Annotated in this window: 15 protein-coding genes; 11 read left to right on the forward strand and 4 right to left on the reverse strand. The window is 60.2% G+C overall.

Going from position 1 to position 15123, the window contains the following annotated elements; translation table 11 throughout:
* Positions 1 to 71: 71 nt before the first annotated feature.
* Positions 72 to 2627 (forward strand): discoidin domain-containing protein, encoded by a 2556-nt coding sequence (locus KDL09_RS02475; protein WP_294380955.1) that lies wholly within the window; start codon positions 72 to 74, stop codon positions 2625 to 2627.
* A gap of 12 nt (positions 2628 to 2639) precedes the next feature.
* On the opposite strand, the gene KDL09_RS02480 is transcribed toward KDL09_RS02475, so the two are convergent.
* Entirely contained in the window at positions 2640 to 3179 is a 540-nt protein-coding gene (locus tag KDL09_RS02480; protein ID WP_294380958.1) for a hypothetical protein, read from the reverse strand.
* Between the two features lie 317 nt (positions 3180 to 3496).
* Between KDL09_RS02480 and KDL09_RS02485 the strand changes: the two genes are divergently transcribed.
* Genes KDL09_RS02485 through KDL09_RS02495 form a run of 3 tightly spaced genes read left to right on the forward strand, consistent with a single transcriptional unit; the run spans position 3497 to position 6530 of the window.
* The gene (locus KDL09_RS02485; protein WP_294380961.1) at positions 3497 to 4477 is read left to right on the forward strand and encodes an HlyD family efflux transporter periplasmic adaptor subunit; all 981 of its coding nucleotides are present in this window, start codon (positions 3497 to 3499) and stop codon (positions 4475 to 4477) included.
* The gene (locus tag KDL09_RS02490; protein ID WP_294380963.1) at positions 4474 to 5397 is read left to right on the forward strand and encodes an ABC transporter ATP-binding protein; all 924 of its coding nucleotides are present in this window, start codon (positions 4474 to 4476) and stop codon (positions 5395 to 5397) included. Before KDL09_RS02485 ends, KDL09_RS02490 begins: the two co-directional genes overlap by 4 nt.
* Entirely contained in the window at positions 5394 to 6530 is a 1137-nt protein-coding gene (locus KDL09_RS02495) for an ABC transporter permease (protein WP_294380965.1), read from the forward strand. The genes KDL09_RS02490 and KDL09_RS02495 overlap by 4 nt, the downstream gene beginning before the upstream one ends.
* Before the next feature lie 2 nt (positions 6531 to 6532).
* Here the strand turns inward: KDL09_RS02495 and KDL09_RS02500 are convergent, their stop codons facing one another.
* Entirely contained in the window at positions 6533 to 7498 is a 966-nt protein-coding gene (locus KDL09_RS02500) for an amidohydrolase family protein (protein ID WP_294380967.1), read from the reverse strand.
* A 95-nt stretch (positions 7499 to 7593) separates the two neighbouring features.
* Between KDL09_RS02500 and KDL09_RS02505 the strand changes: the two genes are divergently transcribed.
* The 7 genes from KDL09_RS02505 to KDL09_RS02535 all read left to right on the forward strand — a co-directional run bounded on the left by KDL09_RS02505 (position 7594) and on the right by KDL09_RS02535 (position 13915).
* On the forward strand, positions 7594 to 9060 hold the full coding sequence (locus tag KDL09_RS02505) for a PQQ-binding-like beta-propeller repeat protein (protein ID WP_294380969.1): 1467 nt from the start codon (positions 7594 to 7596) through the stop codon (positions 9058 to 9060).
* Between the two features lie 77 nt (positions 9061 to 9137).
* The gene (locus tag KDL09_RS02510) at positions 9138 to 9917 is read left to right on the forward strand and encodes a TerC family protein (RefSeq protein ID WP_294380970.1); all 780 of its coding nucleotides are present in this window, start codon (positions 9138 to 9140) and stop codon (positions 9915 to 9917) included.
* Between the two features lie 213 nt (positions 9918 to 10130).
* Entirely contained in the window at positions 10131 to 10568 is a 438-nt protein-coding gene (locus KDL09_RS02515; RefSeq protein WP_294380972.1) for an Hsp20/alpha crystallin family protein, read from the forward strand.
* Between the two features lie 87 nt (positions 10569 to 10655).
* On the forward strand, positions 10656 to 11036 hold the full coding sequence (locus tag KDL09_RS02520) for an Hsp20/alpha crystallin family protein (protein ID WP_294380975.1): 381 nt from the start codon (positions 10656 to 10658) through the stop codon (positions 11034 to 11036).
* 105 nt (positions 11037 to 11141) lie between these two features.
* Positions 11142 to 12494: a dicarboxylate/amino acid:cation symporter gene (locus KDL09_RS02525; protein ID WP_294380976.1), complete on the forward strand. Its 1353-nt coding sequence runs from the start codon at positions 11142 to 11144 to the stop codon at positions 12492 to 12494.
* Between the two features lie 61 nt (positions 12495 to 12555).
* Positions 12556 to 13599 carry a 3-deoxy-7-phosphoheptulonate synthase gene (locus KDL09_RS02530; protein ID WP_294380978.1) on the forward strand — a complete coding sequence of 348 codons (1044 nt, stop codon included), beginning with the start codon at positions 12556 to 12558 and terminating at the stop codon, positions 13597 to 13599.
* 7 nt (positions 13600 to 13606) lie between these two features.
* Positions 13607 to 13915, forward strand: coding sequence for a DUF3820 family protein (locus tag KDL09_RS02535; protein WP_294380980.1), 309 nt, complete (start codon positions 13607 to 13609; stop codon positions 13913 to 13915).
* A gap of 6 nt (positions 13916 to 13921) precedes the next feature.
* On the opposite strand, the gene KDL09_RS02540 is transcribed toward KDL09_RS02535, so the two are convergent.
* Together KDL09_RS02540 and KDL09_RS02545 are read right to left on the reverse strand one after the other, a co-directional pair.
* Positions 13922 to 14407, reverse strand: coding sequence for a DUF420 domain-containing protein (locus KDL09_RS02540; RefSeq protein WP_294380981.1), 486 nt, complete (start codon positions 14405 to 14407; stop codon positions 13922 to 13924).
* Positions 14408 to 14410: 3 nt separating this feature from the next.
* Complete coding sequence (locus tag KDL09_RS02545) at positions 14411 to 15121, reverse strand: SCO family protein (RefSeq protein ID WP_294380982.1); 711 nt, start codon at positions 15119 to 15121, stop codon at positions 14411 to 14413.
* Between the last annotated feature and the right edge of the window lie 2 nt (positions 15122 to 15123).

Here is a 15123-nt window from a genome sequence, read left to right on the forward strand (position 1 = left end):
AATGGCAGCCTGTCACCAAACGTACGATGCTCGACGAAAGTATGATTAAAGCGTTCCAAACCCCGCCTGCCATGCATCTCCGCACCCTCTTCCTCGTCACCGCTGTCAGTGTTCGCTGCCTGCTGGCCGACGACGCCCAAGATTTTCCGCCCATGCCTCCCGTAAAGCCGCTGACGGCTGCGGAGGAGGCGAAGACCTTTCTGCTGCCGCCGGGCTACCACATGGAGCTCATCCTTTCGGAGCCGGACATCACGGAGCCGGTTTGCATGGCCTTCGATGGCAACGGGCGGCTCTACGTCGCGGAGATGAGCAGCTACATGCGCGACATCGACGGCTCGAACGAACTCGTGAGCACGAGCCGCGTTTCAGTGCATTGGTCGAGCAAGGGCGATGGCAAATACGACATGCATCGCGTCTTTGCCGACAAACTGAAGCTCCCGCGCCTGCTGCTGCCGCTGGCGGACGGCGTGCTCATCGGCGAGACCGACACAAATGACATCTATCTCTACAAGGACACGAATGGCGATGGCGTGAGCGATGAGAAGAAACCTGTGTATCAGGGCGGACCGCGCGGCGGCAATCTGGAGCATCAGCCGAGCGGCATGACGTGGGCGCTCGACAACTGGATCTACACCGCCGTGAACAACTACCGCCTCCGCTGGAAGGACGGCCAGCTCATCAAGCAGGACATTCCGGGCAATGGCGGCCAGTGGGGCGCCACGCAGGATGACGAGGGCAAGTTCTGGGTCGTGAACGCTGGTGGCGAGAAAGGCCCGCTCAATTTCCAAAACCACATCCTTTACGGCCAGTCGTTCGCGCGTGCGCAGTTCGAGCCCGGCTTTGAAGTCGTGTGGCCGGCGATGGGTTTGCGCGACTACCAGGGCGGCCCCGGCAAGTCGCGTGATGACAACACGCTGAATCATTTCACCGCGACCTGTGGTGGCGAGATCTATCGCGGCGATCAACTGCCGGCCGAGTTGAAGGGCGGTCTGTTCTTTGGCGAGCCCGTGGGCCGCCTCGTGCGCCAGACGAAGATCGAGGTCGCCGATGGCATCACCATTCTGCACAATCCGTATCCGCAGAGCGAGTTTCTGCGCAGCACGGACGCGTGCTTCCGGCCCGTGGACATGAAGACCGCGCCCGACGGCACGCTCTTCATCTGCGACATGTATCGCGGCATCATCCAGGAGGGAAACTGGACGCGCGAAGGAAGCTACCTGCGCAAGGTGATCCTGCAGTACGGCATGGAGAAGATCATCAACTGCGGCCGCGTGTGGCGTCTCGTGCATGACACGACCAAGCCTGTGCCTGCACCGAAGCTGCTCGAAGCCACGCCCGCTCAGCTTGTCGAAACACTCGCGCATCCGAACGGTTGGTATCGTGACACCGCGCAGAAGCTGCTCGTCTTGAAGCAGGATCAAAGCGTCGTGCCCGCGCTCGTCGCGATGCTTCAGAAAAATGACAGCGCGCTCGCCCGCATTCACGCGTTGTGGACGCTCGAAGGACTCGGCGCTCTCACCAGCGAACACGTGCGCATTGCGTTGAAGGACGCCTCGCCCGTGCTGCGCAAAGCTGGCATCCGCGCCAGCGAATCGCTCACGGATGAGTCGCTCGTGGCCGACGTCACCGCTTTGACGAAGGACAGCGATCCCAGCGTCATCATCCAGGCGCTGCTCACGGCGAAGCAGATGAAGTGGAAGGATTACGCGAAGCTCATCAACTTCGCCGCGCTCAGCACGCCGTCGAAAGGTGTCAAAGAAATGGCCGGGCAGATGCTCAACAGCCAGATCAATTTCCCGCGCGAGTTCAGCAACGCACAGAAGGATCAGATGCGCCGCGGCCAGGCCATCTATCAGGAGCTGTGCTTCACCTGCCACGGACTCGACGGCAAAGGCACCGCCATCGACGGTCTGCCGACCGGCATGACGCTCGCGCCTGCGCTTGCAGGCTCGAAAACTGCCGTGAAGAGCGACTTCATCCTGCGCGTGCTGCTCCACGGCCTCTCCGGACCGGTGAATGGCAAGACGTATCAGGCGCAGATGATCCCGATGGCGAACAACACGGACGAATGGCTCGCCGACATTGCCAGCTACGTGCGCAAGAGTTTTGGCAACAGCGGCCGCTTCATCGACAAAAACGAAGTCGCCAAACTGCGCAAGGAACTCGCCTCGCGCACCACGCCGTGGACCGAGCCCGAGCTCCGCAGCTTCGGCCCGCAGCCACTGGAGAACCGCAAGGAATGGAAGCTCACCTCCAGCCACAACGACAAGGAACTCGCCCGGGCTGTTGACGGCAATCTCGAAACTCGCTGGGACACGCACACGCCTCAGAAGCCCGGCATGTGGGTGCAGATCGAACTGCCGCAGGCCGCCGACATAGCCGGCCTCGTCCTCGACACTGGCAGCTCCCGTGGCGACTGGCCGCGCGGCTGGAAGATCGAAGTGTCCATGAACGGCAGCGAGTGGGAAAAACCCGTCCTCGAAGGTAAAAGCGACACGAGCGTCACCGAATTCATGTTTCCCAAGCAGGTGAAAGCAAAGTTCATCCGCATCACCGACACCGGAAGCGTGAAGGGACTCTTCTGGTCGATTCACGAGCTGGATGTGCTGGGGGCGGTGAAGAAATGAGACAATGCAACGCTATGAATCTTTGCGCTGGTGAATGGCTTTCCCCAGCGCAAGGAGAATCTGGCTCACATATGGGATTTGCCGGGCTTCTTCGACGATAAGCTTCATCTCTCCTTTTTCGTTGATGGAGTAACTGCCCAACTTGAGCTGATCAGCTTGTGAAGACGCGAAAAAGCTAAACAGAATGCCATTGATAATGATTCGGTAAACGGTGCAGCCATTTACTCGGATCTTGTCCGGCGGCATCAACCATCCTGAATCATAATGTCCATCAATCAAAACCGGGCACAGCAGACACGGAAATTCATCTGATGTGAGTGGGTCTGATGTTAACAAGCACTCTCTAAGACGAGCTTCAAGCGGCCCCAGATTTACTTCTTTCCAGAAATCTCCTTTTGCGACGCTCATGCGCCACAACAATGAGAAGAGGAAGAGTTTGAACTTGGGGTAGTCGATTCCTTTGAGGTGGATGGTCTTTTCTGTCTTTGAATGCAGCTTCGCAGTGTCGCCAAAGAGAACCCGGAAAGAATAATCTTCCCAACCTGAAAACAAGATTTCGCACGCGTCACATAGCAGCTCTTCACGAAGTCCCTTTTGGACGTATCTGTCGCGTTTATGTGGATTGGACGAAATGGTGAGCAGCCTATGTTTAGGGTCGTAGATTGGCTTGTACTGAAACTCGGGAATGATGTGCGAGTTCCGCAACGGATTCAGGGAATGACATAACGCGCATTTCATTCATCGAGTTTTAGCATGAACCAGGCAGGCTGCTAAGAGCCAATTGCTCCCTCTTGGGGGTGCGGTGGAGCGCCGTCGGAACAACGTTGACGATGCCTTGCATCCGCGGACGAACCGCGATAACTGCTCCCGTGTCTCCGCGATTCATGAAGCAGTTGGTTCACTTCCTCGGCGCCGTCCTGTTGCTCGCAGGCGCAACCGGATGCAAGCGCGCTCCCAGTCATCTGCTGCAAGGCTATGCCGAGGGCGAGTTTGTTTATGTCTCGTCTCCTCTGCCCGGCAAGCTGACGAAGCTGTCGGTGCAGCGAGGACAGAAGGTGGACAAAGGGGATGCGTTGTTCGCGCTCGAAAGCGTGGCCGAAACCGCGGCACGTGATGAGGCAACCCACCGGCTGGCGCAGGCGAAGGCCACGCTGGAAGATGCTAGGAAAGGTCGGCGGCCCACTGAGATGGAGTCGCTCAACGCGCAATTGAAGCAGGCGCAGGAAGCGATGTCGTTTTCGTTGTCGGAACAGGTGAGGCAGGAGGCGCTGCGCAAGACAGGAGCCGTTGCCGTGGAGAGCATCGACAAGGCGCGCAGCCTGTTCACGCAGGACAAGGAACGCGTGGCTCAACTGGAGGCCGACATCAAGACCGCGGAGCTTGGACTGCGCAGCGATGCGGTCAGCGCACTGGAATTTGAAGTCAAAGCGCGGACCGAGGCGCTGGCGAAGGCGGAGTGGGATCTCTCGCAGAAGCAGCAGAAGTCGCCAGCTGCGGGTTCGGTGTATGACACGCTGTATCGTGAGGGCGAATTCGTCGCCGCCGGGCGTCCCGTAGTCTCGCTGCTGCCGCCTGCGAACATGAAGGTGCGCGCGTTTGTGTCCGAGACGAAACTGGTGACGTTGCATCCCGGCGATGCGGCCAAGGTGCATGTCGATGGTCTTGCGGAGCCGATCACGGGCAAGGTGAGCTTCATCTCGCCGCACGCGGAGTACACGCCGCCGGTGATCTACAGCCAGGAGAACCGCAGCAAGCTCGTGTTCATGATCGAACTGCGTTTTGAAGACGCGGATGCGGTGAAGCTGCATCCCGGACAGCCGGTGGACGTCGAATTTCCGCATGAGCCATGAACGGCGACCTCGCGATCGACGTGAAAGGCATGACGAAGCGCTTCGGGACGCGCACGGTCGTGAACGGCATCGATCTTCAGGTCCGCTCCGGTGAGATCTACGGGTTCCTCGGCCCGAATGGCAGCGGCAAGACCACCTTCATCCGCATGCTGTGCGGCCTGCTGAACGCGGACGCCGGCAGCGGCACCTGTCTCGGCTTTGACGTGATCAAGGAGAGCGAGGCGATCAAAACGCAGGTCGGATACATGACACAGCGCTTCAGCTTCTACGAAGACCTGAGCATCCGCGAAAACCTCGACTTCGTCGCACGCATGTATGGCGTGAAGCATCGGCGCGCGGCCGTGGACGCGTCCATCGAGCAGCTTGGCCTTGCGGGGCGCGAACGGCAGCTCGCGGGACAATTGTCGGGCGGCTGGAAGCAACGCCTCGCACTCGCGGCGTGTTTGATTCATTCGCCAAAACTGCTGTTGCTCGACGAACCCACCGCAGGCGTCGATCCGAAGGCGCGACGCGATTTTTGGGAGCAGATTCACCGGTTGGCCGCCAAAGGGCTCACGTTTCTCATCACGACGCATTACATGGATGAAGCGGAGCGCTGCCACCGGCTGGCCTATCTCGCCTACGGTAACCTGCTCACGCACGGCACCGTCGCGGAGGTGATCGACGGCGCGAAGCTCACGACATGGGCGGTGCGTGGCACCGATCTGCTGAACCTCGCTGAAAAACTGCGCCAGTGCCCGGGCGTGCATCAGGCCGTTGCGTTTGGCACGTCGCTGCATGTCAGCGGCGGCGATGCGACCGCGCTGGAGCAGGCCATCGCGCCTTTCCGCAGCGATTACGAATGGACGCTGATCCGTGCCTGCCTCGAGGACGTGTTCATTCACCTGATGGATCAATCGAAGGACAACTTCGCCGCATGAGCCATCGATTCTCCATCACCCGCTTCCTCGCGATCATCACCAAGGAGTTCATCCAGATGCGTCGTGACCGCGTGACCTTCGGCATGATGGTCGGCATTCCGATGCTGCAGCTTTTGCTCTTCGGCTATGCGATCAATTCGGATCCGAAAGACCTGCCGGCCGCCGTGCTGATGAACGACAACGGCCCGCAGGCGCGTACGCTGCTCGGCGCTATCCGCAACAGCAGCTACTACAAGTTCGTGAAGCAGCTGCACAGCGAAGACGAGGCGCGTGAGGTGCTGGAGCACGGCGAGGTTCAGTTCGTCATCACCATCCCGCAGGATTTCTCGCGCGACCTCCTGCGCGGCGACAAACCCGCGCTCCTCGTTGAAGCAGACGCCACCGATCCCGCCGCGACGAGCAACGCCATCGGCACCGTGCGCACGCTGATAAACTCCGCGTTGCAGAACGACCTCAAAGGACCGCTCGCCTACCTCGCCCAGACCGACGTGCCCGTCGATCTCCGCGTGCATGCGCTCTACAATCCTGAAGCCATCACGCAGTACAACATCGTACCCGGTCTCATGGGCGTGGTGCTCACGATGACGATGGTCATGATCACCGCGCTCGCCATCACGCGCGAACGCGAGCGCGGCACGATGGAAAACCTGCTCTCGATGCCCACGCGCCCGTTCGAAGTGCTGCTCGGGAAAATCATTCCCTACATGCTCGTCGGCTACATTCAGGTCGTGCTCATTCTCGTCGCCGCGCACTTCCTGTTTCACGTGCCGATGGTCGGCAATCTGGGCCTGCTCTTCGCCGCCGCGTTTGTCTTCATCGCCGCGAATCTCGCCGTCGGCATCACCTTCTCGACCGTCTCCACGAACCAGCTTCAGGCGGTGCAGGGTTCGTTCTTTTTTTTCCTGCCCTCGCTGCTGCTCTCCGGATTCATGTTTCCCTTCCGTGGCATGCCGCAGTGGGCGCAAAACATCGGCGAAGTACTGCCGCTCACCCATTTCCTGCGTATCGTGCGCGGCGTGCTGCTGAAGGGAAACACCTTCACCGACATCTCGTTGGAACTCTGGCACATCTCGATGTTCGCCATCGTCGCCCTGATCATCGGCGTGCTGCGCTACCGGCGGACGCTGGACTGATGCTAGACCCTCAGCTTGTAAAACCGGATCGCATTCGAAGACCACAGTTTGCGTTGCTCGCTGGCGGGTCGTGAGGAGACGATCTGTTTCAACGCATCGACCCAGCCGCGCACGGGGCTGCCGAGGAGGCAGACGGGCCAGTCGCCGCCAAAGAAGACACGATCGGGACCGAAGGCGTCGAGGCAGTGATTCACGACCGGCGCGAGGTTTTCCGCATGCCATTTCCCCGGCGGCACGAAGGCGACGATGCCGCTGATCTTGCACATGACATCGGCGCGCGCGGCGGCGACGGCATCGATACCGCGTTTCCAGCCGTCGATGGTGCAGGTGCGCTTCAAGCCGGGGCCGAGTTTTGAATTGAAGGCCTTGGGATCACCGTTGCCGCAGTGGTCGAGCACGAAGGGCGTGTCCGGGCACTGCTTGATGAGCTTCGCGCCGTCCTCCAGTTCCATCGGACGCATCGTGAGCTCGAAATTGAGGCCGTGTTTGCCGAGCGTCTGAATGCCGCGCACGAAATCGTTGCCCAAGCAGAAGCCTGCGGGGGTGGAATCGCCATGCAGCACCTGGCGCAGGCCTTTGACGATGCCGTTCCCCGCGTAGCGCTTCACATAGCTTTCGAAATCCGCCGATGCAGGCCGTCCGCCGATCGTCGCGGCGATGGTCGGTGTGTTCTTCGCGCGGCATTGCGCGACGATGCCATCGGCTTCCTTGATGTGATCGCCCGGGGCCACATCGACCTCCATGTAAATGGCCTTCACGTTGAGGCCGGCGGTGGCCTTCAAGTAGTCGGCGGTGACGTAATCATGGCGCAACACCTCCGGCGCACCTTTGAGCCACGGCGGATTCATCACGTGGCTGTCCCAGAGGTGCTGATGCGTGTCGATGATCAGCGAATCGGGCGCGCTCAGTGTGGAGCACGAGGTGAGAGCGGCGGCGGAGGTGGTCTGGAGAAACTGGCGGCGATTCATGGTGGTGGAAGCTGTACGAATCCTGAGCGCAGGGATTGTCACCCCGTTTGCAGAGCTTCCGCGCAAAGATCGCGCGCTGGTGCGTTTGATGTCGGATGTCACCCGTCCGAATCGCCCTCCTCCTGCTGCCGCTTGCCACCTTTGCCGCCGATCAACCGCAGTGGGGGCAGGCGTGGACGAGGAATCTCGTGTCCGACGAGAAGCAGCTGCCGGACAGTTTTGATCCCGAGACGAAGCAGCATGTGAAGTGGGTGGTGGACCTCGGCACGCAGACGCACTCGACGCCAATGGTGGCAGGCGGGCGCATTTTCATCGGCACGAACAATACGAACCCGCGTGATCCGAGGCATGCCGGTGACCGCGGTGTGTTCATGTGTCTGGATGAACAAGACGGGCATCTGCTGTGGCAGCTCGTGGTGCCGAAGCTGGAGGACGACAAGTACTTCGACTGGCCGGAGACGGGCATGTCCTCCGAGGCCACCGTCGAAGGCGATCGCGCCTACCTGGTGACGAATCGCGGTGAAGTCGTATGCCTGGACGTTCACGGTCTGGCGAACGGCAACGACGGTCCGTATCAAGACGAGGGCAAACACATGGCGCTGCGCGGCGAGCCGGCGATGACGCCCGGACCGCTGGACGCGGACATCGTGTGGATGCTCGACATGAAAGAGGCCTGCGGAATCTGGTGCCATGACAACGCGCACAGTTCGATCCTCATTCGCGGCGATCATTTGTATGTGAACACCGGCACCGGAGTGGACAACACGCACCGTTTCATCCGCAAACCGGACGCGCCGAGTCTGATCGTGGTGGACAAAAACACCGGGAAGTATCTCGCCCGCGACGACGAACACATTTCACCCAACATCTTCCACGCGACGTGGTCGTCGCCGAGCTTCGCGGAGGTCGATGGCAGGCCGACGATCTTCTTCTGTGGCGGCAACGGCATCACCTACGCCTTTGAAACGCTGGAGAACGCGTCGCCAACCGATGCCGTGGTGACGCTGACGAAGCGCTGGCAATACGACCTCGATCCCACGGCGCCGAAGACGAAAGTACACTTCTACACGCAGAACCGGCAGGAAGGCCCCAGCAACATCTATGGCATGCCGGTCATCGTTGATGGCAAACTCTTCGTCGCCGGCGGTGGCGACGTGTTTTGGGGCAAGAACGAGTGCTGGCTCAAATGCGTCGATCCGCGCGACGGGCAGGAATTGTGGAGTCATCCGCTCGGCAAGCACACCCTGACGACAGCCGCCGTGCACGATGGACTCGTGTATGCGACCGACGCGGACGGTGTCGTGCATTGCGTCGAAGAAAGCACCGGCAAGGGTGTGTGGACGCACGAGATGAACGGCACCTTCTGGGCCTCCCCGATGGTGGCTGACGGCAAGATCTACCTCGGCACACGCAAAGGAAACTTCTGCGTGTTGGCCGAAGGCCGGGAGAAAAAGGTGCTGTGCAATCTCGAACTCAAAACGCCCATCAGCGCCACCGTCACCGCCGCAAACGGCGTGGTGTATCTGGCGACGATGAAGCAGCTCTGGGCGTTGCAGCAGTAGCGGCCTGCAATCTGCGCCCGCAAATGGAACGGGCCGGGGTTTGCCAAGCCCCGTGATCCCGCTAGCGTCCGCGCATCATGCTTGCCAACGCCACTGCCGCCGTCACCGCCAACCTGAATGTGTTTGATTTCTCCTGGGTCTCGTCTCCGGAGGCTTGGATCGCGATGTTGACACTGTGCGTGCTCGAGATCGTCCTCGGCATCGACAACATCGTATTCATTTCCATCCTGGTGGACAAGCTGCCGGAGGAGCAGCGTCAGCGCGGCCGCTTCGTGGGGTTGGCGCTGGCGATGGTGACCCGAATCCTGCTGTTGCTGTCGATCACGTGGGTGATGTCGCTTACTACGCCGTTGTTTGAGTTGCTGGATCACAAGGTCACCGGAAAGGATCTCGTCCTCATTTTGGGCGGTCTGTTTCTGATCTACAAAAGCACGCACGAGATCCACGAGAAGCTTGAGGGTGATCCCGAAGGTCAGGTGCGCAGCCGGGTGGGAGCAGGCGCAGCGTTTGGCGCCGTGATGGTGCAGATCGCGCTGCTCGACATCGTGTTCTCGCTCGACTCCGTGATCACCGCCGTCGGCATGGTGAAACACATCTCGATCATGGTGTGCGCAGTGCTGATCTCCGTGGGCTTCATGATGGTCTTCGCGAGGGCTGTCGGCGAATTTGTGGCGCGTCATCCCACGGTGAAGATGCTCGCGCTGAGCTTCCTCATCCTCATCGGCACCGCCTTGATTGGCGAGGGCTTCCATTTCGAGATTCCGAAGGGCTACATCTACTTTGCCATGGGCTTCTCGATGGCGGTGGAGATGCTGAATCTGAAGGCCAAGAAGAAGGCTGCCATGGCGCAGGCTTGATTCGGAAGAATTGTCACATCGAAGTGACAGTCTGTGCCAGTTTTGTGGCACAAACGACCCCTCATGACCGGGGGGCTGCGAGGTCGTGATTAGGCTGAATCCCTTGTAAATCAAGGACTTCAAGGGCGTCCGGAATGCACTGGCACGGCTGATGCAGAGGCAGAGAAGCGGAACTTCATTCCAACCCAAAACTCAAACCAACCCAATCAGACCATGAAACTCATTCGCTCCAATCCTAACAGCCTCAGCCGTGTCTCCGACTTCGACGAGTGGTTCCGCCATCCGTTTGCCGGACTGCCATCGCTGAGTCACTACTTTGGCAATCTCGGCGAGGTGTTCCCCGGCGTCACCAGCGACAAGCTCGCGGTCGATGTCCATGAGGACAAGGACAACTACTTCGCCAGCTTTGAAGTGCCCGGCGTGAAGAAGGAAGACGTCAAGATCGAGCTGCAAAACGGCATGCTTACCGTCTCCGCCGAGAAACGCGAGAAGGACGGCGACAACGAAAGCTCCTACAGCCTCACCCGCTCCGTGTCCGTGCCCGATGGCGTCAACACCGAGGCCATCGCTGCGAAACTCGAAGATGGCATCCTCACCGTGACGCTGCCGAAGGCCGAACACCGCAAGCCACGCACCATCACCCTGAACTAAACCATCCTGGAGTGATGGAGCGCTGCAGTTCTGCTCCCGCCCATCACTCCACCATTCCAAAACTGTACCACTCTATCTCACAACACCATGAATGCCACCTGCTCCCCCTCCACCAGCGCTCCCGCCACTTCCGGTGTCACCGAGTCGCTGCGCAAGCCGCTCTACAACGTCAACGGCAGCACCGACGCGTATGAAGTGCGCGTCGAGATGCCCGGCGTGCCAAAAAGCGGCGTGAAGCTCGACCTCGAAGACGGCATCCTGACCGTCCGGGGCGAACGCAACGCCACCGTGCCGGAAGGCATGAAGGCGCTCCACCGCGAACTCTCGCCGCTGAGCTACATCCTCCGCCTGCGCCTCAACACGCCGGTCGATGAGGACAAAATGAGTGCGAAGCTCGAGGACGGCGTGCTCTCGATCCGACTCCCGCTCAAAGAAGTCGCCAAGCCGCGTCAGATTGCGATTCAATAATCGGGTCGCGCATCAATCCAATCCCCCGGAGCCCGCATCGCCAAAACAGGCGACGCGGGCTTCTCTTGTTGCCGTCATGCGGCTTTCGCGGCATAAGCTCGGCTCATGTCCCAGCATGAACATGCCAAGTCGCACCACGGTCATCAGCACTGGCCGATCGTCATCGCCCTGATCGGCGGCATCGGAGCCGGAGTCATCCTCCAGCAGTTCGCGCATCCGGCGGAAGGCGATGTGCCGGGCTGGGTCGCCTCCATTCTGACCTTTTGCCGCTTCGTTTCGGATCTGTTCCTGCGGGCGCTGAAGATGGTCATCGTGCCGCTCGTCGTCGCCAGCATCATCAGCGGCATCGCAGGATTGCGTTCGCTGGACGGCTTTGCGCGCATGGGATTGAAGACCTGCGTCTATTACGTGCTTGGCAGTTTCGCCGCCGTCTGCGTCGGCCTGTTCATGGTGAACACGATCAAGCCCGGTATCAGCGAAGGCAAACCGAACTCGACACTGCGTGCGGCGATGGATTCCGCGCTGAACAGCAAGAGCGCCAGCGAGGTGGGCGATGTGATGAAGAAGGCGGAAGGCGGCGCCAGTTCGCTCCTCGACATCCTGAAGCGCATGATTCCAACGAACGTGATTGAGGCATGTGCGAAAGGCGATCTGCTGGCAATCATCGTCTTCAGCATTCTCTTTGCCGTGGCGATGGTGCTCGTGCCCGGCGGTTCCCCGGAGACGCTGCGAGAGGTCTTTGCGCAGCTCGCGGATGTGATGACGCTCATCACCACCTGGGTGATGAAAGTCACGCCGCTGGCGGTCTTCTGCCTCGTCATCCCCGCCATCGCGGAGGTGGGACTCGGCGTGCTGCAGAATTTGGTGCCCTATGTGCTCACGGTCGTTGGAGCGCTGCTGCTGCACACGCTGCTAGTCATGCCGATTGTGCTGAAATTCTCCGGCGTGTCGCCGATGAAGCACTTCCGCAACATGAGCGAGGCGCTGCTCATGTCCTTCTCCACCGCCTCTTCCACCGCGACCATTCCGGTGACGATGCGCTGCATTCAGGATCAGGCGAAGGTATCCGAGCGCGTCAGCAGCTTCGTCATTCCCCTCGGCGCGACGGTGAACATGAACGGGACCGCTCTGTATGAATGCGTCGTCGTCGTGTTCGCCGCGCAGGTCATGGGACTCGACCTGTCGCTCGCGCAGCAGTTCATCGTCGTGCTGCTCGCGCTTGTCTCCAGCATCGGCGTGGCCGGGATTCCGGCCGCCAGTCTGGTCGCGATCATCATCATCATGCAAAATGCCGGCTTCTCCGAGGACATGATCAAAGCCTCGCTCGGCCTCATCCTCACCATCGATCGTCCGCTCGACATGGCCCGCACCACCGTGAACGTCTTCGGTGACACGGTCGGAGCGGTGGTCATTGCGAAGTCGGAGGGCGAGTCTCTGGAAGCCGAGTCGATTGCGTGATCGCGTCCCGAGGTGATTTTTGGATGAGCGAACGGCCGGGTGATGCTATGTGCACGCCCCCATGAGCCAGACTGCCAATCTCCACATCGCCTCCAACATCGCCCTGCCAGCTCCGCGTGATTTGGTGGCTGAAATCGCACCCACCGAGGCGCAGACCGCTTTTATGGCCGAATCTCGGCGCGAAATTCGTGAAATCATCTTTGGCAGCGATCCGCGCTTCCTCGTCGTTCTGGGGCCGTGCTCGATTCATGATCCCGAGGCCGGTTTGGAGTATGCGCGAAAGCTCACGGTGCTGGCGAAGGAACTGAACGACCGCCTCTGCATCGTGATGCGCGTCTATTTCGAAAAGCCACGCACCACGGTCGGATGGAAGGGCTTGATCATGGACCCGCATCTCGACGGAAGCTGCGACATTCCGGCCGGTTTGCGACTCGCGCGGAAGATCCTGCGCGACGTGCTCGATCTCGGCCTGCCAACGGCCACGGAACTGCTCGATCCCATCACACCGCAGTATATTGCCGATTTGATCTCGTGGAGCGCGATCGGTGCGCGCACGACGGAATCACAGACGCATCGTCAGATGGCTTCGGGTTTGTCCATGCCGCTCGGATTCAAGAACGGCACGTTTGGGCACATCACGCCAGCCATCAACGCCATCAAGGCCGCCATGCAGCCACAGACTTTCCTTGGTGTCAGTGAGGACGGCGTGGCCTCCGCGGTGACCACCAGCGGCAATCCCGACTGCCACATCATTCTGCGCGGCGGCGACAATGGCCCAAACTACGGCGCGGACAACGTCATGGAAACCATCGACGGCCTCGAAGCCGCCAAGTTGAAGCCTGCGATCATGATCGACGCCAGCCACGGCAACTGCGCCAAGGATCATCGCCGCATGCCGGATGTTTTCCGCGAGATCGTGCGCCAGCGTGCCGCCGGCCAGAAGGCGATCATCGGGGCGATGCTGGAGAGCAATCTCGTCGGCGGCAGCCAGAAGTTTCCGCAGCCGCTCGATCAACTCGTCCGCGGCCAGTCGATCACGGATGCCTGCATCGATTGGGACACGACGGATAAGCTGCTGCGCGAGGCGCATGCGTCGTTAAAATGACGGGATCATGGACGACCTCGCCGAACGCATGCGACACGATCTGGAGGAGATCGGGAGCACGTTCATGCCGTTTGGTAAATACGGGCCGCAGCATTTCCCGCCGAAGGGCGTGCCGATTTACGACATCCCGGCGGAGTATCTCGGCTGGTTCGCGAACAAGGCGGGATTTCCGAAGGGCCGGCTCGGCGAGCTGCTGCGGATGGTGCACCAGATGAAGGCGGACGGTTCCGACCTCGTGTTTGATGTGTTTCGGAAACGAAACGGGCGAACGGACCTTAAGCCGCCAAAGCGGAAGACGTGGACGTTCGAGGAGTGATCGAGTCTAGGCGCGGATAGGCGGTCCGTACCACACGTAGCACATCAGGTACACGATGATGCCGGTGACGGAGACGTAGAGCCAGACGGGAACGGTCCACTTCGCCATGCGACGGTGCTTGTCGAAACGCTGACGCAGCGCGGGAACGACCGTCATGATGATCATCGGCAGGCTCAGTACCGCCAGCGGGATGTGGGTGAAGAGGATCGTGAAATAGATCGGACGCGTCATGCCGGTGCCGGCAAATTTCACGTGGCCGGCATGGTAGTGATAGTAGAGATAGCAGCCGAGGAACGCGGTCGAAAACAGCAGCGCGATGATCATGCTGACGATGTGGCCTTTGCGCAGGCCTGCGGCGATCAGGAGCTTTTGTGAATCGCCGGAAGCCGCCTGACGGCCTGCGGCTTTGATGAGAACCAGGCCGAGGGTGATGTGAAACAGCGCGCAGCCGTTGAAAATCGTGTAGAGCTTCGGGAGTTCGGTGACGTCCATGGACTATTTCGTTTCGAGGGGTTTGTAGGGGTTCTTTTTCTGTTCGTTGAGCAGGTAGCGCAGGTCCTTGCGCAGCTTTTCGTCCCAGAACTTCGCGAATTCGGGATCGGTGTTCAAAATGTCCTCCAGGCCGCGGACGTGCCCGAGATGATCGATGACGGCGACACGGAGATCGTGGATGTATTTGTCATCCGGCGAGAGACGGTCGGCCTCAGGCATGTCCTGCACGGGGCGGAACTGCACCTGGCTGGTCATGAACTTCCGCACTGCCTCTTTTTCACCGTTCACGAACCACCAGTTGTCGTCGTCCTTGATGCCGAGACTGCTGGCAAATTTTTTCATCATCTCGGGCGTGTCGTCGGCGTCGAGAGTGAAGCTGACGAACTGCAGGTTGGGCTCGTTGCCGAATTCCTGGTGCAGTTTCATCAGCTTCGCGATCACGGCGGCGCAGCCGCGCGGACAACGGGTGAAGACCCAGGAGATGACGAGCACCTTGCCCTTGAGATCCGACATGTGCACCGTCTTGCCGTTGCGCTCGGTGAGTTCGAGGTCCTTTTCAAGACGACCGAGGATGGCAGGACGGCCAACGTCATTGTCGATGCGCGAGCGATAGATGAGGTAGTTGTAAAAGACGACGATGCCGAGTGTGGCGATGATGATCGGCACCCAGATGGTCCAGGGGCTGAGCTTGGTGTTGGCAGGGGATTCGTTCATGG

It is taken from the genome of Prosthecobacter sp. (assembly GCF_020439865.1).
Classification (GTDB): Bacteria; Verrucomicrobiota; Verrucomicrobiia; order Verrucomicrobiales; family Verrucomicrobiaceae; genus Prosthecobacter.

Bases quoted from the DNA above. Each gene is read 5' to 3' on its own strand.
- KDL09_RS02475 (WP_294380955.1), top strand. From the start codon at position 72: ATGCATCTCCGCACCCTCTTCCTCGTCACCGCTGTCAGTGTTCGCTGC.
- KDL09_RS02490 (WP_294380963.1), top strand. From the start codon at position 4,474: ATGAACGGCGACCTCGCGATCGACGTGAAAGGCATGACGAAGCGCTTC.
- KDL09_RS02495 (WP_294380965.1), top strand. From the start codon at position 5,394: ATGAGCCATCGATTCTCCATCACCCGCTTCCTCGCGATCATCACCAAG.
- KDL09_RS02500 (WP_294380967.1), bottom strand. From the start codon at position 7,498: ATGAATCGCCGCCAGTTTCTCCAGACCACCTCCGCCGCCGCTCTCACC.
- KDL09_RS02505 (WP_294380969.1), top strand. From the start codon at position 7,594: ATGTCACCCGTCCGAATCGCCCTCCTCCTGCTGCCGCTTGCCACCTTT.
- KDL09_RS02510 (WP_294380970.1), top strand. From the start codon at position 9,138: ATGCTTGCCAACGCCACTGCCGCCGTCACCGCCAACCTGAATGTGTTT.
- KDL09_RS02515 (WP_294380972.1), top strand. From the start codon at position 10,131: ATGAAACTCATTCGCTCCAATCCTAACAGCCTCAGCCGTGTCTCCGAC.
- KDL09_RS02520 (WP_294380975.1), top strand. From the start codon at position 10,656: ATGAATGCCACCTGCTCCCCCTCCACCAGCGCTCCCGCCACTTCCGGT.
- KDL09_RS02525 (WP_294380976.1), top strand. From the start codon at position 11,142: ATGTCCCAGCATGAACATGCCAAGTCGCACCACGGTCATCAGCACTGG.
- KDL09_RS02530 (WP_294380978.1), top strand. From the start codon at position 12,556: ATGAGCCAGACTGCCAATCTCCACATCGCCTCCAACATCGCCCTGCCA.
- KDL09_RS02535 (WP_294380980.1), top strand. From the start codon at position 13,607: ATGGACGACCTCGCCGAACGCATGCGACACGATCTGGAGGAGATCGGG.
- KDL09_RS02540 (WP_294380981.1), bottom strand. From the start codon at position 14,407: ATGGACGTCACCGAACTCCCGAAGCTCTACACGATTTTCAACGGCTGC.
- KDL09_RS02545 (WP_294380982.1), bottom strand. From the start codon at position 15,121: ATGAACGAATCCCCTGCCAACACCAAGCTCAGCCCCTGGACCATCTGG.